The 25,293-nt window shown below is 39.4% G+C and carries 21 protein-coding genes; 15 read left to right on the top strand and 6 right to left on the bottom strand.

From position 1 onward, the window contains the following. Positions 1-39: 39 nt before the first annotated feature. Positions 40-729, bottom strand: coding sequence for a type 1 glutamine amidotransferase domain-containing protein (locus tag AACV33_RS05675; protein ID WP_182699162.1), 690 nt, complete (start codon positions 727-729; stop codon positions 40-42). A 142-nt stretch (positions 730-871) separates the two neighbouring features. Here AACV33_RS05675 and AACV33_RS05670 point away from each other — a divergent pair, with 142 nt between their 5' ends. From AACV33_RS05670 to AACV33_RS05645, 6 genes are all read left to right on the top strand, one after another. Beyond that, the gene (locus tag AACV33_RS05670) at positions 872-1,792 is read left to right on the top strand and encodes a LysR family transcriptional regulator (protein WP_182699161.1); all 921 of its coding nucleotides are present in this window, start codon (positions 872-874) and stop codon (positions 1,790-1,792) included. A 247-nt stretch (positions 1,793-2,039) separates the two neighbouring features. After that, positions 2,040-3,410 (top strand): NCS2 family permease, encoded by a 1,371-nt coding sequence (locus tag AACV33_RS05665; RefSeq protein WP_017022583.1) that lies wholly within the window; start codon positions 2,040-2,042, stop codon positions 3,408-3,410. Positions 3,411-3,613: 203 nt separating this feature from the next. Further along, on the top strand, positions 3,614-5,110 hold the full coding sequence (locus AACV33_RS05660; RefSeq protein WP_026025530.1) for an arylsulfatase: 1,497 nt from the start codon (positions 3,614-3,616) through the stop codon (positions 5,108-5,110). A gap of 120 nt (positions 5,111-5,230) precedes the next feature. After that, positions 5,231-5,614 carry a DUF4345 domain-containing protein gene (locus AACV33_RS05655; RefSeq protein ID WP_017022585.1) on the top strand — a complete coding sequence of 128 codons (384 nt, stop codon included), beginning with the start codon at positions 5,231-5,233 and terminating at the stop codon, positions 5,612-5,614. Between the two features lie 36 nt (positions 5,615-5,650). After that, complete coding sequence (locus AACV33_RS05650; RefSeq protein ID WP_017022586.1) at positions 5,651-6,325, top strand: hypothetical protein; 675 nt, start codon at positions 5,651-5,653, stop codon at positions 6,323-6,325. Between the two features lie 143 nt (positions 6,326-6,468). Continuing rightward, positions 6,469-7,407, top strand: a complete 939-nt coding sequence (locus tag AACV33_RS05645) for a LysR family transcriptional regulator (protein WP_182699160.1) — start codon at positions 6,469-6,471, stop codon at positions 7,405-7,407. Positions 7,408-7,466: 59 nt separating this feature from the next. On the opposite strand, the gene AACV33_RS05640 is transcribed toward AACV33_RS05645, so the two are convergent. From AACV33_RS05640 to AACV33_RS05630, 3 genes are all read right to left on the bottom strand, one after another. Further along, the gene (locus AACV33_RS05640; RefSeq protein ID WP_182699159.1) at positions 7,467-8,564 is read right to left on the bottom strand and encodes an alkene reductase; all 1,098 of its coding nucleotides are present in this window, start codon (positions 8,562-8,564) and stop codon (positions 7,467-7,469) included. A gap of 166 nt (positions 8,565-8,730) precedes the next feature. Continuing rightward, on the bottom strand, positions 8,731-11,139 hold the full coding sequence (locus tag AACV33_RS05635) for a beta-mannosidase (protein WP_182699158.1): 2,409 nt from the start codon (positions 11,137-11,139) through the stop codon (positions 8,731-8,733). Between the two features lie 166 nt (positions 11,140-11,305). Beyond that, positions 11,306-11,947, bottom strand: coding sequence for a hypothetical protein (locus AACV33_RS05630; protein ID WP_182699157.1), 642 nt, complete (start codon positions 11,945-11,947; stop codon positions 11,306-11,308). Positions 11,948-12,206: 259 nt separating this feature from the next. On the opposite strand from AACV33_RS05630, the gene AACV33_RS05625 reads away from it, so the two are divergent. The 8 genes from AACV33_RS05625 to AACV33_RS05590 all read left to right on the top strand — a co-directional run bounded on the left by AACV33_RS05625 (position 12,207) and on the right by AACV33_RS05590 (position 21,562). Beyond that, a complete protein-coding gene (locus AACV33_RS05625; protein ID WP_017022591.1) occupies positions 12,207-13,118 on the top strand; it encodes a LysR family transcriptional regulator in 912 nt (303 codons plus the stop codon). 142 nt (positions 13,119-13,260) lie between these two features. Beyond that, on the top strand, positions 13,261-15,228 hold the full coding sequence (locus AACV33_RS05620; RefSeq protein ID WP_023602678.1) for an alkyl/aryl-sulfatase: 1,968 nt from the start codon (positions 13,261-13,263) through the stop codon (positions 15,226-15,228). Positions 15,229-15,743: 515 nt separating this feature from the next. Further along, a complete protein-coding gene (locus tag AACV33_RS05615; RefSeq protein ID WP_023602677.1) occupies positions 15,744-17,630 on the top strand; it encodes a methyl-accepting chemotaxis protein in 1,887 nt (628 codons plus the stop codon). 160 nt (positions 17,631-17,790) lie between these two features. Further along, on the top strand, positions 17,791-18,753 hold the full coding sequence (locus AACV33_RS05610; protein WP_017022593.1) for an HlyD family secretion protein: 963 nt from the start codon (positions 17,791-17,793) through the stop codon (positions 18,751-18,753). Then, complete coding sequence (locus AACV33_RS05605) at positions 18,746-19,672, top strand: ABC transporter ATP-binding protein (RefSeq protein WP_023602675.1); 927 nt, start codon at positions 18,746-18,748, stop codon at positions 19,670-19,672. Before AACV33_RS05610 ends, AACV33_RS05605 begins: the two co-directional genes overlap by 8 nt. Then, a complete protein-coding gene (locus AACV33_RS05600) occupies positions 19,669-20,769 on the top strand; it encodes an ABC transporter permease (protein ID WP_182699156.1) in 1,101 nt (366 codons plus the stop codon). Before AACV33_RS05605 ends, AACV33_RS05600 begins: the two co-directional genes overlap by 4 nt. A 264-nt stretch (positions 20,770-21,033) precedes the next feature. After that, positions 21,034-21,321 (top strand): hypothetical protein, encoded by a 288-nt coding sequence (locus AACV33_RS05595; protein WP_017022596.1) that lies wholly within the window; start codon positions 21,034-21,036, stop codon positions 21,319-21,321. Positions 21,322-21,388: 67 nt separating this feature from the next. Continuing rightward, positions 21,389-21,562: a hypothetical protein gene (locus AACV33_RS05590; RefSeq protein WP_158007229.1), complete on the top strand. Its 174-nt coding sequence runs from the start codon at positions 21,389-21,391 to the stop codon at positions 21,560-21,562. On the opposite strand, the gene AACV33_RS05585 is transcribed toward AACV33_RS05590, so the two are convergent. Continuing rightward, positions 21,522-22,007 carry a hypothetical protein gene (locus tag AACV33_RS05585; protein WP_017022597.1) on the bottom strand — a complete coding sequence of 162 codons (486 nt, stop codon included), beginning with the start codon at positions 22,005-22,007 and terminating at the stop codon, positions 21,522-21,524. The two genes, AACV33_RS05590 and AACV33_RS05585, sit on opposite strands and share 41 nt — an antisense overlap. 627 nt (positions 22,008-22,634) lie before the next feature. Continuing rightward, positions 22,635-23,522, bottom strand: a complete 888-nt coding sequence (locus tag AACV33_RS05580) for a LysR family transcriptional regulator (RefSeq protein WP_182699155.1) — start codon at positions 23,520-23,522, stop codon at positions 22,635-22,637. Positions 23,523-23,782: 260 nt separating this feature from the next. Between AACV33_RS05580 and AACV33_RS05575 the strand changes: the two genes are divergently transcribed. Continuing rightward, a complete protein-coding gene (locus AACV33_RS05575; protein ID WP_182699154.1) occupies positions 23,783-25,249 on the top strand; it encodes a peptide MFS transporter in 1,467 nt (488 codons plus the stop codon). Positions 25,250-25,293: the final 44 nt, after the last annotated feature.

The following is a 25,293-nucleotide window of genomic DNA, read 5'->3' as shown; positions in this document are numbered from 1 at the left end:
ATTGATACCCTATCTTTTAATCATGGTAATTATTGGATTCTATAGAGCAAGTAACAACTTTTCAGCCGTGCTTTCAGAACTTGCTGGGTTTTGCCCTGTAATGATAAGGCCATCTTGAATAACAAAGGGTGCCCAATCACTGACTTTTTGATAATCACCGCCTTGTTTCTTAAGCTCATCTTCTAATAAGAACGGCACAATGTCTGTTAAGGCAACGGCGGCTTCTTCTGTGTTACTGAACCCTGTTACTGCTTTATCTTTTACTATTGATTGACCTGCGGTGTCTTTTGCATTCAATAATACCGCACCGGCGTGACAGACAGCAGCAACGGGTTTATTGCTATTTAATAGCGTTTCAATAAGAGCGATTGAGTTTTTATCATCAACCAGATCCCATAATGGCCCGTGACCACCAGGGTAGAATACAGCATCGTAATCGTCAGCTTTGATATCGCTTAACGTGTGAGTGCTTGCTAACGTCTGTTGTGCTGATTCATCGTTATCAAAACGACGAGTGGCGTCCGTTTGAAAGTTTTCTAATTCACTGTTTGGATCGATAGGCGGTTGTCCACCTAGCGGAGAGGCCAGTGTAATGTCAATTCCGGCATCAAGAAATACGTAATAAGGTGCCGCAAACTCTTCAATCCAAAATCCTGTTTTCTCGCCAGTATTACCAAGGTCAGAATGTGAAGTCAGAACCATTAAAATTCGTTTTTTAGGTGTAGTCATTATTCTATTCCTTTAATTATTAGTGATCCTTGAAGAGATGAATCAAGGCATGGATAAAATATAGAGTGTAAACCTCAGTTAGACAATGCAGATTAATTTGATTACATTGATTCAATAATTCGACTAATAAGGTGAGATAACAATGAAATTGTCGTTTGAACAACTAAAAAGCATGGTGGTATTCACGCATGTGGTGGATCAGGGCAGCTTTAGTGCGGCAGCAAAACAGTTGGAATTATCACGTACCGTAGTCAGCTATCACATTAAGAAATTAGAAACGAACTTAGGAGTGACATTAATCAATCGCTCGACGCGAAGTTTGTCACTCACCGATGTGGGAATTGAATTTTACAGCAGTTGTCGGTTAATCTCAGATCAAGCACAATTTGCGAATCAGAAAATGGAAAACTATAAAAATGAGCCTGAAGGGGTATTAAAAATTACCTGTCCTGTGAACATGGGATTGCAGGTAATTGTCCCTGCATTGAACGTGTTTAAAGCGCAGTTTCCTAAGATTGAATTAGATCTTATTTTGTCTGATGAGGTGGTTAATATCATTCAAGAAGGGATTGATTTGGCGATTCGAGGAGCTGAATTGCCTGATTCTGGCTTAAAAGCACGTAAGCTCTCTTCTTTACCGACTTGCTTGTGTGCGTCCCCAAGTTATTTAACTCGCTGTGGTAAACCGTTTACTCCTGCTGAATTAGAACAGCACAACTGGGTGATGTATAAATTGGGTTCACCAACGCTAGAGCTGACAAAAGGGACAAGATCCTATCGCATTAAAATGAGTGGTGACATCACCACCAATAATGCCGCAGCACGAACCGCTTTTGTTGAGGGTGGACACGGCTTAGGACGAATACCTGTGTATGATGCGATGCCTAAAATAAAAGAAGGCACGTTACAAACGGTGTTAGATGATTATGAACTGGCCGATATTGAAGTGTATGGCGTATACCCACCCGGGGCAACGGATTCTAAAAAAGTGCGTTTATTGTTGGATTTCTTAATTCAATATTTTGATAGTACCCATCCGAGAAGTTCAATGTTATTGGGATAATATTGAACACAGATAGTTAATTAATAAGAATAGTTATAAATAAGCTAGATTTATTTTGGGTTGAATTTTAGGCGTTTTTAGTGTGAAAAGTACATAAATTACTTCGGTTTCATTTACTTAACTATGAATGGTAACTGATTGTAATGTTGTGACGGTAACGATTGCTTATTTATATTTCTCTCAGTTTGTGCAAGAATGCGCCCAGAAAATGACAGCATCTTAACGCTTATTAGTAAGGAATGTTCCCATGTCTCAGGACAATGCACAGAATACAGCACCACAATCAAACGTAGATAAAAAGCTTGATGGTTTCTTTAAGATATCAGAACGCGGTAGTACGGTAAAAACAGAGATGATCGCAGGATTAACGACGTTCTTAGCGATGGTGTATTCGGTTATTGTTGTACCAAGTATGTTAGGTGCCGCAGGATTTGACTCGGGCGCTGTGTTTGTGGCGACGTGTTTGGTTGCTGCATTTGGCTCATTATTGATGGGCTTGTGGGTTAACTTACCAATGGCGATTGGTTGTGCTATCTCTTTAACCGCCTTCACTGCATTTAGCTTGGTATTAGGACAAGGCGTCAGCATTCCTGTTGCACTTGGTGCTATCTTTATTATGGGTGTGTTGTTTACGCTTATTACGGTAACTGGCGTTCGACAATGGATATTAAGTAATCTGCCTGTTGGGATTGCCCATGGTACTGGTATTGGTATTGGTTTATTCCTTTTATTAATTGCTGCGGATGGCACAGGACTTATTGTTAAAAATGCACATGCAGGTTTACCTATTATGCTAGGCGATATTACGTCGTTCTCTGTCATGATGTCGGTACTTGGTCTTGCTGCTATTTTTGGTTTAGAGAAAAAACGCGTTCCCGGTGGTATTTTATTAGTGATTGTCGGTATTTCTATTATCGGTTTAATCTTCGATCCAAACGTGATTTATAATGGTTTCTTTGCATTACCAAGTTTGGAAACGGCCGATGGTGGTTCATTGATTGGTTCGATGGACATCATGGGGGCGTTAACGCCTGCGATTCTTCCTGTTGTTATTGCTCTAGTTATGACGGCGGTATTTGATGCAACAGGGACTATCCGAGCACTGGCAGGTCAAGCGAACTTATTGGATGAAAACGGACAAATCATTAATGGTGGCAAAGCACTAACGGCGGATTCTGCAAGTTCAATTGTTGCAGCGGTTGTTGGTGGAGCACCTGCTGCTGTTTATATTGAATCGGCTGCGGGTACGGCTGCGGGTGGTAAAACAGGTTTAACGGCTGCGGTTGTGGGCGTGTTGTTCTTAGCAATGATTTTCTTATCACCAGTCAGTTACTTGGTTCCTGTTTATGCAACGGCTCCGGCATTAATGTACGTGGGTTTATTAATGCTGAGTAATGTGTCTAAATTGGATTTTGACGATTCTGTTGATGCATTATCTGGCCTTGTTTGTGCCGTATTTATTATTCTGTCTGCAAACATCGTAACTGGCATCATGATTGGCTTTACTACTCTGGTTGTTGGACGCATTTTTGCTGGTGAGTTTAAGAAACTAAACGTAGGTATTGTGTCAATTACGATCGCTTTGATTGTGTTTTATGTCGGTGGTTGGGCTATTTAACGCTTAATATAACAAACGATGATGATTGAAAAACGGATGCTTAATCGCATCCGTTTTTTTATGCGTGTAATAAAAACAGTAGTATTAAATTGGTTTATTTTTTAAGCGTGTCCTATCTTTTAGATCAGAGACTTGTACCAGAGCAAAGCACTTTCAAGAGTGATTAATGGTAACAATGAAGTAATTAAAGATAAGGAATCATTATGAATAGGATGTTCAAGAAATTGTCGGTGACCGCTGCACTTTCATTTTCATTAGTAGCGAATGCCGCGCAAGAAAAGCCCAATATATTTGTTATTTTTACCGATGATATCGGTATCTCAAACCTCAGTGCTTATCACAATGGCGTAATGAGCAGTGACACACCAAACATTGACAGTATTGCTGAGAAAGGAATGCTACTCACCGACTATTACGCTCAACCGTCTTGTACCGCTGGTCGCTCTGCCTTTTTGACAGGACAATTACCCGTAAGAACAGGGATGCACTCCGTTGGTTTACCCGGCGGTCCTGTAGGCTTAAATCAAGACACGCCAACACTTCCTGAAGTATTAAAAACCCTTGGTTATACAACAGGTCAATTTGGTAAAAACCATCTTGGGGATAGAGATGAATTTCTACCAACCATGCATGGTTTTGATGAGTATTGGGGATGGTTATATCACCTCAACGCGATGGAATACACCGAAGATCCAGATTGGCCAAAAGACGAAGCGTTTCAGAAGTTTGCCCCACGAAACGTAATTCACTCGACTTCAGATGGTAAAGGCAATCAAACCATTAAAGACGATGGGCGATTATCAATCGAGCGAATGAGAACGTTAGATGATGAAGTAAATAAACATACCATTAACTTTATCGAAAAAGCCGTAAAAAATGATCAACCTTTCTTTACTTGGTATTGCCCATCGAGAGGCCATGTATGGACTCATCTTTCGCCTAAATACGAAAAAATGTTAGGTCAAAACGGATGGGGGTTACAAGAAGTCGTTATGAAAGACTTAGATGATCATGTTGGAGAGGTGCTGGCTAAGATTGAAGAATTAGGTATTTTAGATAACACCATTATTATTTTTACTGCCGATAATGGCCCTGAAATTATGACATGGCCAGACGGTGGCATGACGCCTTTCCACGGTGAGAAAGGCACAACATGGGAGGGCGGTGTTCGTGCGCCATTCTTAATTCAATGGCCAAATAAAATTCCGAAAAATACAGTAAACAATGGCATGTTTGATGGCATGGATTTATTGCCAACCTTAATCGAAGCGGCGGGTGGACCCGCTGATCTAAAAGAAAAAATGCTTAAGGGATATAAAGGGTTTAAAGGCCATTTGGATGGGTATAACCAAATGGACATGCTAACCAATGAGGGCGAATCGAATCGTAAAGAACTGTTTTATTATGAAAGAGATAAGCTACAAGCGGTACGAGTTGGTGATTGGAAAGCGCACTTTGTTGTGCAAAATCATGGCTGGAGTGGACCAAAAGAAGAATTAAATGCCCCATTATTATTTAATTTACGTCGTGATCCTTACGAGCGAGCTGCTGAAGAATCGGGGATGTATCTTAAATGGATGGGACAAAAAATGTGGGCATTTGGCCCTGCTCAAGCCGCTGTCGGTCAGCATTTAGAAACGTTTAAACAATGGCCGCCGGTTACTTCAGATACCGTAATTTCAGGTGGTGTGGGTAACTAATTCATCAGCGTAAATAAATGACAGTAAAGGTGTAGGTATGTTTTTTTTCATTGTGATTAAGAATGTAAATGCACTTTTTTTATGCATAGAGTAATGCATACAATATATGGGATATAAAATATGAATCGATTATTTTTACTTTCAGCGTCTTCTGGCTTATTCGTCATCGCGCTTGCTTATGGATTAATGCCAGCACAATCACTTCCTTTTTTATTTGATATTGACCCAACATCAATTAATGTCACGCATATCTTCCGTGCTGTTATGGGATTGTATTTAGGATTTGCTATGCTTTGGTTAGTGGGAGCATTTAATCAAAAGTACCAATTACCAGCCTTGTATAGCTTGGTTGTTTTTATGGTGGGCTTGGCGTTTGGACGTTTATTAAGTATTGCTCTTGATGGGATGCCAAATGGATTGTTGCTTTTCTATCTGTTTTTAGAGTTTGGATTTGGTATTCTAGGGGTTATTCTGATTAAAAACACAGAGAAAAATGCTGTGTGATTCTATTCTCAACGATGTGTTGAGTAAGGAAATGCTATGCAGGAACTATCATCGATAATAATTGCGGGTTCAACGGGATTAATAGGTCATGATTTATTGAGCTTTACCTTAAAAAGCGAGGCGGTTAACCATGTGTATAGCCTTACTCGTCGGCCGCTTGAAGATGCATGCTCTAAATTGACTCAATTAGTTAGTCCCGATTTAACGTTTAATAAAGAGCAAGTCAAAGACAATGCTCCTAGTATTGGTTTTATCACGTTAGGCACAACGATGAAGAAAGCAGGCAGCAAAGCGGCATTGAAAGCGATTGATGTCTCTTTGGTGGTGGACGTTGCACAATCTATGCATGATGTTGGTGTTGAGCGTATTTATGTCGTTTCTTGCATTGGATCGTCAAGCTCGGCGCTTTCGCATTATTTGAAATGCAAAGGTGAAATGGAAGATCAAGTAACGGCGATTGGTTTTAAAAATGTCACGTTTATGCAACCGGGTCCCTTAGCGGGAACGAGATCAAAAACGCGCCCTGATGAAGTGTTATTACAAGGGATAATGAAGATAGTTAAGCCATTGATGAAAGGTTTTTTATTAAATTATAAACCGATTAAAGGCGAGATTGTTGCGAAGTGTATGCTCGATTTAGCATTAAAAAATGATGATGTCGGTGGCTGCCATCGATATACATCAAAAGACATGGTCAACTTGGTTAAGTGACTGAGTTACTTTTACTGCGGAAGGCATATATCACGTTAACTTTACAATCGGAGTTCAGATACAAGGCATTATGATGGCGAGGCGTGTTTACATGCACTGGATATTTTATCACAGTGATAATGAATAAATTGGTGGAATAACCTGTGTTGCAGTTCGATTATAATTTACTGAATACGTTAGAAGTGTTGTTAGAAGAACAGAGCGTAACCGCCGCTGCATTACGATTGCATTTGAGCCAATCTGCCGTGAGTAAACAATTGGCGAAACTACGAGAAGTGTTTGATGACCCACTGTTTGAGCGAACCTCTTATGGATTAAGAGCAACGCCAAGAGCAAAGCAACTCGCTCCAGAATTACGTCAAGTTCTTCAACATTTAGAGTTATTTACTCGGCCTAATCATTTTGAACCAAGTGAGAGTAAGCGTACCTTTGATATTCATATGGTAGAGCCCGCTTATTCTCTTACTTACCCTTATTTTATGCCTTCGGTATTGAAGCAAGCACCGCAAGTGAACGTACATGCGAAAACATGGCGTCGTGATAGTCTAGATCAGTTATTACGTTGTGAAATTGACATGGCAATCAGTTGTTGGGAATGGGATCGTCGCTCTAAATGGCACATGGAAAACATTCCAAAAGAATTGAACTGTGTTGAATTAGTTAGAGATCATGCCGTATGTTTGGTACGTGAAGACCATCCTTTATTTCAAGAAGAATGGAATCTTGATACTTTTTTAAAGTACCGTCATTTACAGGTCGTTTTTGGTGGGATAGAACAATGGTTATTGGATGATATTCTTAATATACAACACCTTAAACGTGATATTGCCGTCAATTTAACGGATTTTCACTCAGCAATGGAGTTGTGTGAACGCAGTGATTTGATCTTATGTGCGCCAGCAAAATACGTCGACCACATGCTAAAAAACTCACCTTTAAAAATACTACCTGGGCCTATTGAAATGGAACCCGGATGCTATGTATTAATGTGGCATAAGCATTTTGACTTTGACCATTCTCATCGTTGGTTTAGAGAATTAATTATTGATAAAGTGAAAGCTGAGTATTCAAGCGAAGCGTAAAGAACGAGAATAAAAAAGCCAATGAATAATATCATTGGCTTTTTTATATGCGATGAAATTTATTTGCCGTAGATTGGGTAATCCGTTAATCCTTTTTCGGTACCGCCAAATAATGTATCTGGATTATGCATTGCTAATGGGTAATTGTGCTTAATACGTTCAGGTAGATCTGGATTCGAAACAAATGGACGACCAAAACCAATCATATCGGCAAAGCCTTCTTCAATTGCAGTATGTGCCGTTTCTGTTTTGTAACGACCCGCGTAAATTAGAATGCCTTTATAAGCATCACGAAGCGCTTGTTTAAATGAAATTGGCGTTTCAGGAGCATCATCCCAATCCACTTCTGCAATGTGTAAATAGACAATTTCGTGCGTATTTAATAAGGCAGCTGCAGCGGTGTAGGTTGCGATTGGATTTGCATCAACCGTACCATTTAATGTTGTTAGTGGCGCTAAACGAACCCCTACGCGATCAGCACCAATGGCTTCAACTAATACGGTCACAACTTCATCTAAAAAGCGTAAACGTTTTCCTAGGCTTCCGCCATATTCATCCGTTCTATTGTTCGCTTCTGAATCAATAAATTGATTAATTAAATACCCATTTGCCGCGTGTAACTCAATGCCATCAAAACCCGCTTCAATTGCATTCAATGCCGCTTGGCGATATTGTTCAATGACATTATTAATGTCTTTTTTTGTCATTTCTCGTGGCTCTACAACATCCACAAAGCCGGGTGCATCCGTACCATTATCGATGAAGACTTTCACATTTTCTGCTTTGATAGCGGAAGATGAAATCGGTTGTTCTCCGCCAATATTATCAGGGTGAGTTACGCGGCCTACATGCCAAAGCTGCGCAAATATTACACCGCCTTTTGCGTGTACAGCATCGGTCGTTTTTTTCCAACCGGCGATTTGTTCTTGTGTGTAAATACCAGGAGTCCATGCGTAGCCTTTACCCATTTCAGAGATTTGAGTACCTTCTGAAATGATAAGACCCGCAGAGGCACGTTGTGCATAATAAGTTGCCATTATATCGTTAGCACTATCACCAGGTTGGCTTGCGCGTGAACGAGTCATTGGAGGCATAACAATACGGTTTGATAATGTGTGTTGGCCTAATTGAACCAATGAAAATAATGCGTTACTCATAATGAAACTCCTGCAAACGAACGGGGTATGAATTATTACTATGAGAAGAGAATAAGGGAGAACGATAAAAACTGATAATTATGATTTGTTCTGGTTATCATAATATATTATTATCAATAAAAAGAGGCGACATCAAATGTCACCTCTTTTTTAACGCTAATGCCTATTAATAGCTGTTTGATAAATCATAAACACGTAAGGTTTTGGTTACTGTTTCGATGTCATCCCCTAAGTAATTTATAGTGATTGGGGTATTCGGTAATAACGTAAAACTTGAATCACTGAAACGGCCTTTTCCGTCGTGTTCTAAATGCACAAAGAAAGCGGGATTATCAGAGCAAAGTGTAATACGTTCACTTTCTTGAGTAACCTCAATGTTCGCTTTTTTAATGGTCAGTTGTTTGAGTTTTGGTGTTGCAAACCATGTGTTTTGAATGCGTTCGCCATTGACGTCTATCTCGACAAAGAAGAAGCTGTTGTTTTTACTCACTTGAAATTTTTCTTTGCAAAGTGACCAAATCACATCGTTGCCATCAGGTTCGATAGAGTAGTTAATTGGCCATTGCCCGAGGACTTCACCGTTAAAATCCATCCAGTAAGCTGTACCATCAATATGACGTTCAAAGCGGTTATCATTAACAGCTCTGATCTGAAGTTCAGTGTCTGTTTCTTCAAAAGGCACATACGTTGGCGCAAAAAAGCGTTTGGCGTGATAGTGCAATTGCTTCCAACGACCACTGTACTCAATGCTTGACCACGAACTAACTGGCCAATTATCGTTTAATTGCCAATACAGCATGCCACGGCAAATAGGACTGATGGCTCTCCAGTATTCACAGCCAGTCTTAATCGCCATGGATTGTTGAACTTGGCTTAAATACAGCATTTGCTCAAAGTTGGATGGGAAGCGGAAATAACGAGTAAACATTTCTGTGATGATGCTATTTCCTCGCCCATTTTTTTGGTGACCCTCAAACGTGGGAGAAGTGACATTCCAGTCTGATTCTGGCACAAAGCGTTTCACTTCAGCAAAAGAAGGCCATGATTGAAAGCCAAATTCAGAGCAAAAACGTGGTTTGATGTCCAAGTACGCATTGAATGATTTTCCTGAGTGCCACACATCCCAAAAGTGCATGTCTCCTCGGTTATCATTGTGCCATGCATCACCAAAATCCATGTCACCATTGCAGGGCGAACTCGTCCAAAAACGGCGGCTTGGGTCTTCTTCTGCAATCCATTGCGCGATATTACGGTTTAGACGATCATAATTAACCGTGTAGGTGGTCTTATTATGTTTCGATTCGTCATACCAGCCGATGGCGCCAATCACTTCGTTATCTCCACACCAAAGTACGATAGAGGCATGATCTTTTAAGCGCTGAACTTGCTGACGGATCTCCGGTTCCACTTCCTTCATGAAAGCATCAGTAGAGGGATACAGTGAACAGGCAAACATCATGTCTTGCCATACCATTAATCCCAGTTCATCACACAATTCATAGAAGGTGTCGGATTCGTACTGGCCGCCACCCCACACGCGGATCATATTCATGTTCGCGTCTTTTGCACTGCTTAACAGGTCACGGTAGCGAGTTTCTGACTCTAGGCTTGGCATGGCATCCATCGGGATCCAATTTGCGCCTTTTGAATTGATTGGAAAACCATTAATAATAAATTCCATCGCCGAGCCAATCGCGTCTGCTTTGTTATTTAATGCTAATTGTCTTAGGCCTATTTTTTTTGAAATTGATTGGCCATCGAGCTCTATCGTTAGAGGATATAAAGGTTGCTCACCGTAACCGGAAGGCCACCAAAGTTCAGGGGTTTCAATTGGGAAGATGACCGTGGTTTCGCCTTGTTCATGACTGGTAATGGTTTGGATTCGTTCTCCAAACGTAACGGTAATATCGTGCCCTGACATTAAATCATGCTTGATGCTTACGCCGACATCGACACTGCCTTGATGCCATATTTGTTCTGTATGAACTGAATGCAAAGTGATGTGTTTAATAGGATCAATGTAAACGGGGTCATAAATGCCAGACACCAATAAACAAATCCCCCAATCCCAACCTGAGTGGCATTGGGTTTTGCGGATCAAGTTCATGTGAGGCACTTTATTATTTCCAACAGCCCAAGGAATAGGCATCGATAATTGCTGTGCTCGTTGTTTTCCTTCTTCGTTTACACGTGCAAAATGAACATCAATGATGTTGTCTCCAAGCACGATAAACGGTTTGATATCAATACGGTGCTGCTGAAACATGTTGGTGCTACTTAATACTTGCTCGCCATTAATAAAAACATCGGCAAGGGTATCTAATCGACTGAGGGTCAATAACAATGCTTTAGCGTTAAGATCGTCTTGAGATATCGAGAAAGAACGAGATAAATGCCAATCGCATTCTCTCACCCATTGAACGTGTTCTTCATTTGTTTCTTGATAAGGGTCAGCAATGATATTGGCGTTAAATAAGGCGTGATAATTATCACCCGGAATGGTCATTGGAATAGCAATATGTGAATGCGTAGGAGAGGTGAGTGTCCAATCGCCATTAAGGGAAATCTGCGACATAAAAAATCCTTCTGATGCCGTTAATAATATAGGAAAGAATAGAAGGGAAGTGTATGTCTGAGATAAGGTAAAAAATGTGATTATGCTCTCGGATAAGAGTGAATTATCCGGGTTAAATTATGTAAATTAGAGTCTTGCCGCAAATTTTTGTCGAGTGTTTCATTGTTTAACAAAGCTGAAAGTATTGACTAATTTCTTGTCCTGTTGCGACTTCTCTGTGACTTTCTTTTATTAACCAATTTAATGGGTTACGAACCCAAGGTTGTGGGTCTTGCGCTGGAAAGTCATCCACGCAACGTAAGCCGACAACATTCCATCCTTGTTCTTTGCATGTATCGATACAGCGTTTTGCATGCCAAGACTGAGCAACCACAATAACCTCTCGCGATGCGATGTTTTTTAGTGCTTCACGAGCAATGTCTGCGGTGGTTTGGTAGTCACTGTTTTTAATCACACTGGCTTGATGAACGTTAGGGTAATGCTGGGCTATTTCTTGTTGTAATTGTACATGAATATCAGGGTGTAATTGCTGAATGTTACTTGCCAATGCACTGAGCTGAGTATTCACATCTGCGCTGTCGCCAAATGAAAAAGCAAGCAAAGTATCGGCTTGATTAATATCACCAAAAGGCGCGAGAAATGGTTGACCTAAAGAAAGGTATTGTTCTAAACGTTGCTTTGAAGAAAGAGGCAATTGATACGATGAATTGCAGTAGTTAAAACGAAGCGTATTAAGACGTAAAAAAGAGGCAAAATCATGATGGATTTTGATATCTGAGCTTGATAGATAATTCATGAGATCAAGCATAGCGTTATCCTCTTTTAAAAGAATGATAGTCATTGAGATTAACAATCCGTTGTTACCTTTTAAGGCTAACAATGAAGCGATATGATGAGTAGGAAATAATCACCTAATGCTATCTAGTCTTATAAATTAAACTTTATTTTTACAAGGTTATTTGGTTGTCAAAAAGAGACAGAAATAGAATACCTTGAGGCAGTGTTAGATTTTTGATTGTAAAACTGCTTATAATTAGATCACTAAATAATTGATGTGGTAGGAATTCATGGATCTAAATTTACTCAAAACCTTTGATATAGTAATGAACACACGAAGTGTGAATGAGGCGGCGGTGAGTTTAGGGATTACGGCGCCAGCAGTCAGCCATACATTGAATCGACTGCGTGAACAATATCAAGATCCATTATTTATCCGCCAAGGAAGAGGGATCGTCCCCACCAATTTTGCAACTGAATTACACGCTGAAATTCAAGAACCATTGAGTTTATTATTGAATGGTGCAAAATCTCGTCAAGCGTTTGATCCTGCAACGAGTCAGCGAACCTTTCGTATTTCCAGCCATAAAGATCTCGATTTGATGATTGTTCCTCCCTTAATAAAACATCGTGATGAATGTGCACCTGATGTGAATTTTAAAGCCGATATTGAACACTTAAACGAGGAAGACAGACAGGCTGATTTACGCATGCGTAAGGTGGATTTAATTTTAGCAACGGTGCCACTTGAAGAGCATGGTTATCATAATCAATTATTGTTTGAATTACCGTTAGTCGTCGTGTGTAGAAAAGACCACCCAAGAATCAAAGACAGTATTACTCAAGAGCAATTTTTTGCAGAGCAACATCTCTTGTGGAAAACTCAAAGGATGGATAACTACATCATGGATTCACTATTAAAAGAAAAGTTACCTCAAAGAAAGGAAGCTTATACCGGTGGGTCTATTTGTAACTCAATAATGATGGCGGCTCAAACCGATTGGTTGTGTGTCACTGGAGTTTGGCATGCCAAGATGCTCTCTACAATGTTACCACTTACCATTTTACCACTGCCGTTTGATTCACGGCCACTTCCTGTGTATATGACATGGCACCATTCGCAGCAATCGGATACCGGCCATCAGTGGTTAAAGAAAACGTTTGAAGAGGTAACTCAACATTTACCGCTATTGAATTTATGAATTAGTTAATCTATTTGGTTCTGGATTAAATATAACTAAATCCACTTTTAACAGTGACGCTATCGATCGTTTCGCTGATAAGCCCTACTATTTCTCCAGCGACGAACAAATTGCATTGTTCGCTCATATTGAGAGATTATTAATGTCATTTAAAAAATCCATCATATCACTGGCGGTTGTAGCTACTCTGGCTCCTGCCTTTGTTTTTGCTGCACCAACAACCAGTCAGCCAAAAGAAGCAACGACCTACACGATTCAAAAGAATGATCAATTAAAGCAATATTTAAATTTTGATAATAAATCGGATTTTGAAGATGCTTCTCGTGGCTTCATTGCTAAATGGCCAGAAAAAACAATTAAAGATGCGCAAGGCAATGTCGTTTGGGATTTCTCAAAGTTTGATTTTATTAATCAAGACAAAGACACTCAAACCATTAACCCTTCTCTTCTTCGTCAAGCGAAACTAAATAACATCAATGGCTTATTTAAAGTTAAAGACGGTGTTTATCAAGTTCGTGGTTTTGATTTATCAGTGATGTCGTTCATTCGTGGTGATGATGGTTGGATTGTTATCGATCCGCTTATTTCACCAGAAACGGCTGCTGCAGGTCTAAAATTATTACGCGATAAAGTAGAGAACCTGCCAGTAACGGGTGTTATTTTCACTCACTCTCATGTTGACCATTTTGGTGGTATTTTAGGCGTAACAACTCAAAAAGCCATTGATGATGGTGATGTGGCTATTGCAGCACCAGAAGGTTTTTTCACGCACTCTATTGCTGAAAATCTAATGGCAGGCACCACCATGTCGCGTCGTTCTTCATACATGTATGGCAACCTTCTTGATGCGAACAATAAAGGCATGGTTGATGGCGGTTTAGGCAAGACGACGTCATCAGGTTCACCTGGTATTGTTAAGCCAACTGAAATTGCAGAGCACACTGGTCAAGAAATGACGATTGATGGTGTTGATCTAGAAGTGATGATGGCTCAAGAATCAGAAGCGCCTTCTGAATTCATGTTCTATTTCCCTGAATACAAAACCATGATGGCTGCGGAAGTAATGACGCACACTATCCACAACATTTCGACATTGCGTGGCGCAAAAACACGTGATGCATCTTCGTGGGCGACTTACGTAGACCAAGCATTACATACGTATGGCGACAAAGCAGACACCATGATTGCTTCGCACCATTGGCCTACATGGGGTCAAGAGAAGATCAAAGGACAGTTAGCGAAAACGCGTGATATGTATAAATACGTTCATGACCAAACGCTACGTCTTGCAAACAAAGGGTATACGCCAAATGAAATCTCAGCAGAAATTAAACTGCCAGATTCATTAGGTAAAGAGTGGTACAACCGTGGTTACTACGGTACGGTTTCTCATAATGCACGTGCGACTTACGATTACTACTTCGGCGCATGGTGGGACGGTAACCCAGCCAATCTAAACCCATTAACACCAACGGAAGAAGGCACTAAATACGTTGAAGCGATAGGTGGCGAGAAGAAAGTCATTGAGCTTGCTGAAGCGGCAATCAAAAAAGGCGAATACCGTTGGGCGGTGACTCTGTTAAATAACGTGACTTTTGCAAATCCTAACAATATGGATGCACGTTATTTAGAAGCGGACGCAATGGAGCAACTAGGCTATCAATCAGAGTCTGGTCCTTGGAGAAACTATTATCTAGGCGGTGCTAAAGAATTACGTAATGGTATTAAACCAGTCGCAACGCCAAACACAGCAGCAATCGCTGTGAACATGCCGTTTAATCAGTTCATGAAATACCTTGGTGTGACAGTGAAACCTGATGTTGCAAAAGGCATGAACATTAAAGTAAATATTGATGTTAAAGGCGATGGTAAATACTCAATGGATTTAAGTAATTCAGTATTGAAGTCTTATACAGATACTCAGTTTGATAATGCGGATTTGAACATTACGTTATCGCGTCAAGCGTTTGAAAACATGATGTCGAAAAAATCAGTATTGAAAGATGAAATGAAAGCGGGAGAATTTACGGTTTCTGACCAAGCTAAATTCCAGCAACTGATGTCGGTATTTGATCAATTCAATTTATGGTTTGGTGTAGTAACCCCATAATAGAATAACGATAAAATAATAAAAAGCCCGATTGAATGAAGGGATTCAATCGGGCTTTTTTATGGACGAAAGATAATGTCGTTAAATAACCTTTCTGTTTATAAGTCATTATTTTATGCAATATTAGATTTTGCTATATTAAACAGAATGAAATACAATAAATTAAAGCTGTTAAAAATAGTAAAGATTCATATCTGGCATGATCTAATTATGAGTGTATTGGTCACTAATTAATATTGTATGTTAACTAGTCATGTTGCTTATTTGTAGGTGATAATTATCCTTAATAGACAATATCTTATGTGATTACTAAGTGTTTTTTTAATGTGATATTGAATCAGTATTGAGTTTCTTATTATCGATACAGCTCGCAGTATATTGTGGGATTTTATACTAAATATAAAGATTCTAAGTATAAGGCTTCGTGAGTAATTGCTTTGATGTAGATCGAGATGAATATGAGTTTTTATATTTATCTTGGTATTAAGTAGAATTTATATAAATTAGGCTCAATCATGTACAAAAATATTTCGATTAAAAATAAGTTAACTCTTATGTTTGTCATTGTCATATTAATTATGGCTTCAGTGCAAACTTACATGACAGGTCGTCAGCTCATGTCTGAAACGCATCGTTCAGTGAATCAATTTTCGGCAGCAATAACAAAATCCAGTGTCCTTGGTATTGAAAAATGGATTGATGGGAAAATTCAGATCCTGCAAGCGACAGAGCAAGCATTTGAGTACTCAGTAGAACCTATCAGCTACTTTTTGCAATCTCAACGTTCAGGTCGATTCTCTACAACGTATGCTGGATTATCTACGGGGGAGTTTTATGTTAGCGATCCTAAAAACGCACCACCAGAAGGCTATGATCCGCGCAGTCGTGATTGGTATGAAAATGCACTTCAGTCATCAAAGCCAATTATAACTAGTCCGTACGTTGATATCGGAACAGGTCAATTAGTCGTAAGTATTGCTCACGCTTTTAATATTAACGGCCTTCGTGGCGTGATGGGATCGGACATTAATATCCAAAGTATTGTGGATGATGTGTTATCCATCAATCAAGAAGGCGTATCGGCGTACTTAATTGACAGTAAAGGTAACTTTGTGGCACATCCTGAAAAGAATATGGCATTGAAGTCGGTGAATCTTCTAGGACGTGATATTTCATTAAGTACGATTAAACAGTTGTCGGGTAATCACTCCTCAACCGAAGTGGTGGTTAATGGTCAAGATGCTTTTATCACCGCAGCAGAAATTCCTCAAACAGGTTGGTATTTTATTGCAGTTGTTGATAAAGATTTAGCGTTTGTCTCTGTACGCAGTGTGATTCGTGATTCTGCCATGATGGTTATACTTCAAATTATCATCATAGCTTCTCTTGCTATGTATTTGATTAAACAAGCGTTAGCGCCATTAAAAGTATTAAGCAAAGCGATGGAAGATTTATCAAAAGGTGAGGGCGATTTAACTCAGAGAATTGAGGTAGATTCAAAAGATGAAATTGGTCAACTGGCCATTCATGTCAATGCATTTATTAATAAACTTCACATTATTATTCAAGACATTGCAGCGTCATCATTAGAGCTTAATTCACAGTCTAAAGTGAGTATAGAGGTGGCGAGTAAAACCAACGATAGCCTAGTGGTTCAATTAAATGAAATAACACAAATAGCGGCGGCAGTGCATGAAATGTCTGCCACTGCTCAAGAAGTTGCAAACAACGCCCAACTGACTGCAGAATCAGCAATAAACTCAACAGAGAGCTGTGAACAAGGCAAACAAGTGATTGTTCGTAATCAAGAATCGATCACCAACCTTGCAAATCAAGTTGATAATGCATCAGGGATTATTCAAGAACTAGAAAATAACGCGCAACAAATTAATATGATTTTGTCGACCATTCGAGACATTGCAGAGCAAACGAATCTATTAGCGTTAAATGCCGCCATTGAGGCTGCGCGTGCTGGTGAGCAAGGTCGTGGTTTTGCTGTTGTTGCCGATGAAGTTCGTGTTTTATCACAAAGAACGCACAGTTCAACGGATGAGATCAGAAATATGATTGAAACCTTACAGCGCAACACAAAAAGTGCCGTTCATAGTATGGATGAGAGTAAGAAATTTGCGCAATCAAGTGTTGATGATGCAAATAATGCGACTACCGCATTAGAAGAAATCTCCTTCTCAATCCAACAGATTTCGGATATGGCAATGCAGATTTCAAACGCAGCGGCAGAACAAAGAACAGTGACGGATGAAGTGAGCCAAAATATTCAATCGGCGAATGATGTTTCTGATCAAATGTCGACGGAAGCCAGTAATTCTCAACAGCTTTCTTTGGAGTTAAGAGAAATTGCCAAGCAGTTAAATAATCAGGTCAATCTATTTAAATATTAATGTCTGGTTGAGATATTGTTATATCACAGAATGACATTGTAATTAGCCCCGTTGAATGAAGACATTCAATGGGGCTTTTTTTAGGAGTAAGATGGGATTGTTTTGAGTGATGGCGTTATTTTTACTAAGCTGTAAGTAGTTAATATCAGGAGAGAGAAGGATGCGTAAATTATTATTAGGATTTATCTGCGTGGTGATACTACAAGGTTGTGGACCTGAGCAGCGTGATGAAGCCCTAGGAACGTTAGAACGAGACAGAGTGACCTTCTCTGCGACCTCCAATGAGATTATCCGAGCATTACCGATGAAAGAAGGTAGTGTGGTAAAAGTTGGAGATGTGTTGGTTCAACTTGATACAAAAAATCAAACTGCAGTTCTTGCTTACGCTATTGCTAATAAGGCGAAAGCCCAAGCGTATTTACAGCGGTTAACCAATGGCGAGCGGCCTGAAGATATTGCGTCTGCTCAAGCCCGAGTTGATCAAGCAAAAGCCCAGTTGATTGATGCTGAAAAGACCTATCGTCGAATGGTTGAATTGGTAAAGAAAAAACTGACGAGTCAATCAAATAAAGACGCGGCTTTAGCGTCGCGGGACTCTTCTCGTGCGGCATTGAATTCTGCCAATGAAGAGTTCTCCAAACTGACTTCAGGGGCAAGGCCAGAAGACATCGATCAAGCCAAAGCAGAGCTTGATGCAATGAAAGCAGAAGTGGTGTTACAACAGCAAAAATTAGATGAGTTAACCATTGTCGCAACACGTGATGGAATTTTAGATAATCTGCCGTACAACTTAGGTGAGCGCGTTCCAGTTAATGGGTTTGTGGCGGTTATTCAAGCAAATCGTATCCCTTATGCCAGAGTGTATGTTCCTGCCTCTTATCGTGTTGGGTTTATTCCGGGGAAAACGTTTTCAGTGGCAGTGGATGGCATTGATTTACCCTTTAAAGGTACGGTTCGCTGGGTAGCGTCTGAACCTTCATTTACTCCTTATTATGCACTGACTGAAGAAGACCGATCGCACTTGATGTATTTAGCCGAAGTCGATTTACCCGAGTCTGCGGCTTCTCTACCTTCGGGGGTTCCTGCTCAAGTTATCTTGAAAAAGGACGACTCTAATGACTGATTTCGCGATTAAAGCCACCAATGTGGTAAAGAAATTTGGTGATTTTACCGCGATAGATGGTATTAATTTATCCGTCCCTAAAGGCAGTATCTATGGTTTTTTAGGACCAAATGGATGCGGTAAATCGACCACTATCCGCACGCTAACAGGATTACTGAGTCCTACATCGGGCCATATTGATGTACTTGGTTTACGTATCCCTAAAGAGTCCGAGGCATTACGTTTGAAAATTGGTTACATGACTCAAAAGTTTTCTTTATATGACGATTTAAGTGTGGAAGAAAACCTAGAGTTTATAGGTCAAATTTTTGGAATGGAAAAACGATTATTAGCCGCGCGTATTACAGAACAACTTGCTACTTACGGTCTTGACCAACTCCGAAAACAACGGGTATCGGGCATGAGTGGTGGTCAGAAGCAGCGGTTATCATTAGCGGCCGCGACAATGCATGATCCCGAATTATTGTTTTTAGATGAGCCAACGTCAGCGGTGGATCCTGAAAATCGTCGAGAATTTTGGGAGCAATTATTTGATCTGTCCGATAAAGGCACCACTATTTTGGTGACGACACATTACATGGATGAAGCGGAACGTTGTCATCGGTTAGCGATTATGGAATCTGGCGTTATTCGTGCCGATGGAGAGCCAGAAACATTAATGGCAAACATGGGGGTGAATATTGTTGAAGTGAAAACGGATAATTTACGCGTATTAAAAAACAGGTTAATAAAGCGAGATGAAGTGAGATCCGCCGCTCAGTTAGGAATACGATTACGAGTGCTTATTCATCAACGTGTGAGTGACCCTATTTTATGGTTGAGAACCGAATTTCCTGAGTTAAAAGACGCAGAGATGAATAGGGCGCGCCCAAGTTTAGAAGATGTCTTTGTTACCGTGACAGGGAAGGGACGCCAATGAAATCACTTAATCGTATGAAAGCCATTATGCTTAAAGAGGTTCGTCAATTATCACGAGATAAATTGACCTTTGGCATGGTTATTATGATCCCCTTGATTCAATTGTTATTATTCGGTTATGCGATTAATACCGACATTAGAGACATACCTGTTGCGGTTGTTGATCAAAGTGAAAGTGCCTTTGGGCGAATGATCACTGAATCGGTGAAAGTGACTCAAGTGGTTAGCGTTGAGCAACATTACCCAACCGTAGAAGAAGCAGAAAAAGCCATCCAACAGGGTATTGTTCGTGCTGCGTTAGTATTACCAAAAGATATTACTCAGCGGATGATGCAAGGAAGAGAGCTAGGGCAATGGATTGTTGATGGCTCAGACACCATGATAAGTGCGGCGATTCTTGGCTTACAAACCATGCCATTAACGGATCTTGATTTTGATGTGCGAAACAGCGCTCATGCGAAAACGTTTGAAGTCACTTTGTTCTATAACCCAAGTCGACGATCTGCGGTCAATATTGTTCCTGGACTACTCGGTGTTATCTTAACCATGACGATGGTGCTTTTTACCAGTTCTGCGATTGTACGAGAAAGAGAAAGAGGGAATTTAGAGCTACTCATTACGACACCAATACGATCGTTTGAGTTGATGGTTGCTAAAATTATTCCGTATATCTTCGTTGGTTTAATTCAAGTCTTCATTATTCTTGGTTTAGGTTATGTAATTTTTGGTGTGCCGATTAATGGATCATTAAGCCAAATTTTATTAGGCACATTATTGTTTATTGCCGCAAGCTTAACTCTTGGATTGGTGATTTCGACCATTGCGAAAACACAACTTCAAGCAATGCAAATGACTATCTTCATCTTATTGCCTTCGATTTTATTATCAGGTTTTATGTTTCCGTATGAAGGCATGCCTGTTATTGCTCAGTGGATTGCTGAAATTTTACCCGCGACACACTTCATGAGATTGATCAGAGGCATTGTTCTACGTGGAGCGGATTTGATGGATTTATGGCGAGATACGTTGTGGATGATTATCTTCACTGTTATTGGTTTATTTATCGCGTCCAAGCGATTTAAAAAGTCTTTAGATTAATAAAGCGTTGTTTGTACCAAGGGGATTATTTAATCTGATTAAACGGTTCATCTAAATTTGGTGAGCCGTTTTTTGTTAAATATAGTTATATATAATGTGAGCTACTCTCGTTTTTATTACTTTCCCCATTGTTCGTGGAGTGATTTCTTTATATATTCATCTTAATTATGTATGAATTAATTTCTAATTATTCATTCAGTAAATAAAATATCACGCCAATTTGACTCCCCTTTTGAGACGTTTTATTTTACTGAGGAAATGAATATGACTAAGTATCAATTTTTTTGTATCCCTGATAGTGACCGTAAGCACTATACCTACCTTGATATGGCCTCTGACTCTTTTATTAAAGAGAAAGCCGCGCTTTTGCAACAAGGCTTTGAAGTTGAAGATGATGCTATCTATGCTGACACGCCTAAAGAAGCGGTTGAAAAATTTAACTCTAATTTTATTTATGCTGTTGATGAATATGGCAAAGCGGATGCTGGCTATAGTGTCGCTATTTTTTTCCAATCTATCTATAAAATGATATTTGGTAAAAAAGTAAGCTAATTAATATCAAGTAATTAAGTGGTTGATTGGTATTAAATAATGATAAAAATAGAATGGGTAGGGCATCATGGATAACGTATTATTTGAATCGACAGAATATAAAATTACTCAAGCTAATTTTACTTATCAAGGGCATTCAGAGCCATTGGGTAATATTGCTGGGTTAACTATTATTGATTGTATTTTCCCAAGCGAAAAAGTTAGAACACATCGCCAAAAGATAACTCAAGATGGTGCATAAATATAACGCCATGGGTATCAGGTATGATCCCATTAACTAAAGAAAGAGATGTGCTTTTGGTGATGGGATAAGAGAGAATAATTTGAGGTATCAAATAAAAACTGATGTTTTCGTTGATGTAAGTGATGATTTGGTCTTTTTCATACCCAGTAACCAAACCGGTTACAATACCGGCTGAAATAGACAAGTCTTGAATTTTTAAGGCTTGCTCTACTTTAAATCGCCAACCAACGAGTACGGATGTGTTGTTATAAGAATTAGTAAAATGAGCAATACTGAACCCATCATTTATGCTTAATCCGATTAAATCATGATTCTCATTATAATCGTAATTATTATCAATATAATGATTACTGTAGCCTAAAAAGGCGATGCTGAGAGACGCTGCTTTAGCGAATGGACAAAAAAGCCAAACGGCAAGTATTGGTATTGAAATCCATTTCATTTATCCACCTACAATAAAAACGTTTTTATTTAATAGTAAGTTTAATAAAGGAAATTGAACCTCACATTATTTTTTTGTTATGTTTGAACTACGCCATGAAAATCACATGGCCGCAAATACAAAGCCAAACACTACGGGTCTCACTATAGAACCATTCTTGATGTTGATGACAGCATGGGCATACTAATTTCGTCATAATTCTCTTCCGTATTAACTTGTTACATAAATAGTATTGAAAGTAAGTTTCTTTTTTTCAAATCAAAAATGGAGGTTATAAAGACCGTTTCGAGGTAGACAACAGTTTTCTGTAATTGTTAATACACTCAATAGGAAAAAATAAGCGAGAGATTAATCACGGTTATTATCTTCTTTTTTATCAATAAGTGTTTTTTAGGATTATGATCACAAAATTGAGTACCTATTTTTGAGTACACTAACTAAGAAATAAACAAGCACGATGTTAAACAGAAGTACGCTCATGGAGGAGTGATGTTTTATGGTTGAAGCGGGTTTAAGTCCGTTAACCGAATTGGTTATTTGGATAAGTTATGCGGTGACGATTATCACCGCAGTATTAGGCGTTGGATTTTTACTTGAGCTAAATAAGAAAGAGTGATAATTCACCACCTAGGAAAGTTTTGTTTGTAATAAATGACGAATGGTGTCGTAACGTTTAGATAAGTTACGATGCCTTTTTTGTACCAAATAGAGTGTTTCTTCTACCGAATTCATTCCCTTCGCAATATATAAAGAATCTTTGTCTATAAAGCTCTCTACTGCACTTTTTGGTAACACCGTAAATCCCAGCCCTTTTGATACAGGCAATAATATTTGGTTTAGTTGATTTACGTACCCTGTTTTTGGCAGCTCACTTAGATTCATGTTTGCCAACGTCGGTTCTCCGCACAAATCAAAATAGAGAGACAAATAATGTAGGGAGTCAGGGTGAGAGATTAAACCACATTCACGCAAGGTATCGGCGGTGATTTCTTTTCCTTGGTACGCTTTAGGCAAGATCAGACATAATGTCTCGGTTCCTATTTCTTGGCTATGATAAAGGCTTTTACTTGGAATGTGGGTAACAATGCCTAAATCGATGTTGGATGACATCATGTCTGCGAATATCTTTTGATTTGGGGCCGCCTCAAGATGAATAGATAATCCAGAATGCTCTTTTTGTAATGAAAGTAATGCAGGGTAGAGCCATTGTGCCAATGAACCAGAACAAGCTAACTTACATTCTCCAGAGTAAGGGTTATCAAAACTGAGGTCTTGCAACAGTTCTAACTCTTCTTTGGCTGTCTTCAACGCATATTCATACACTCTTTGGCCTTGCTCTGTTAATTCAAAACTTTTCTTTTCTCGTTTTATTAATGCATAACCACAAGCCGATTCTAATTTTTTGATGTGTTGGCTTACTCCGGGTTGAGTCATATAGAGTTTTTCGGCTGTCTGGGTGAAGTGACCCACCTCAATTAAGGTTTTAAAGGTATGTAACCAAAGAGGATTTAACATGTATGCCTACGATAATAGAAAGTTATGATATTTAGAGTATATGATAATTTTAGATTAACCAACCTCAAATATAGTGTTCTTTAAATGAAGAATATGTCTGTTATAAGCGAGTGTCTATTTTTGCAAACTTATGTTGCACGGGATTTGCCGCAATTTTCTTGGTGTTTTGAAAGTTGCTGTGTATGTTTACCCAATATTAATGAATAAGTATCGATCATTGATAGTGATACTTATTTAATGCAACAGTGACAGGACAACAGATGAATACGATCAAACAGCCTAAAGGGTTATTTCATATTATTTCGATCCAAATGTGGGAATTCTTTAGCTATTACGGTATGCGTTCTTTATTGATTCTTTTCTTAACTGAGAAGCTATTAATGTCGGATCAACACGCGTATGCCTTATATGGTGCGTATACATCGTTAGTGTACGTGACACCTATCATTGGTGGCTATTTAGCGGATAAATACTTAGGTAACTACTGGTCAGTGGTTATTGGTAGCCTATTAATGGTGAGTGGACACTTTGTATTGAGTCTTCCAAGTAGCGATCATACGACTCTGTATTTAGCGTTGTCGTTGATCATTTGTGGTTACGGCTTCTTTAAAACCAATTCAAGTTGTTTATTGGGTGAGTTGTACCAAACCAAAGAACAAGAGCACGGGCGTGAAGCGGGTTTCTCTATTTCTTATATTGGTGGCAATATCGGTTCGGTTATTTCTCCTATCTTATGTGGTTTTGCTGCGATGAAATGGGGTTGGAATGTTGGTTTCTCATTAGCCGGTATCGGTATGCTTGTTGGCTTGTGTGTTTTTTCTACTGGCCGTAAGTATTTTACTCATGTAAGACAGCCGAATATGAGTGCATTAACGAAAAGATGGGCAGGGATCCCGCATTGGTTCTTACTGGTTATTTTAGTTGCGCTATCGACCCTAGGTTTGGTTTTTGTATTGAAAAATTTATGGGCGGGTTACATTTTAACCGTGATTTGTTTGATGTCTCTTGTGCATATCATTAATTTGTACCGTAAAAGTCATCATGAAGATCGTCAAAAGCTGAATTCAATTATGTACTTTATGCTGTTTGGTACCGTGTTTTGGGCATTTGATCAACAAGGTGGCAGTTCTATTAGCTTGTTTATCGAGCGTAACGTAAATACAAACGTTGGCGGTTTTACTATTCCTACTGCTTTTTTCCAATCAGTTAACCCTATTGCGGTTATCGTTGGGGGAGCGGCGGTTGCATGGTTATGGAAAATGCTTGATTCAAAAAGCATTTCAGTAAGAACATTAACTAAGCTTAATATTGGTCTTTTGTTACTGACGGCAGGTTTTAGCTTAATTACCTTGTCATCTAAATTGGCGATGGCGAGTGGCGAAACGACCTTTGTCTGGTTATTGATTGGTTTATTGTTTATTGGCGTTGCTGAGTTGTTCATTGACCCTGTGGCACTTGCGGCAATTACACGATTGAACCCACAAGGAGCAACGGGCACATTAGCGGGTATCTACATGCTTGCAGGTGGCTCTGTGGCGAATTATCTGGCAGCAGATATTGCACAATTTACAGCGACAGACACTGGATCAGAAGGCGGGGCATTAGATTTAATTGTCTCTGCAACACAGTATCATCACGTATTCCAAAGTATTCTATTTGTGACTATTGGTGTCTTTGCTCTTGGCGTATTAGTTGATTTTAAACATCGTAAACAAACGGGTATGTAAGTCTAATAAGCGACAATATAACTAGTAAAATGAATGGCAGTAGA

Origin of the sequence: Aliivibrio sp. SR45-2 (assembly GCF_963890165.1) — a bacterium.
Classification (GTDB): Bacteria; Pseudomonadota; Gammaproteobacteria; order Enterobacterales; family Vibrionaceae; genus Aliivibrio; species Aliivibrio salmonicida.
This window is presented reverse-complemented; position numbering and strand designations above follow the sequence as displayed.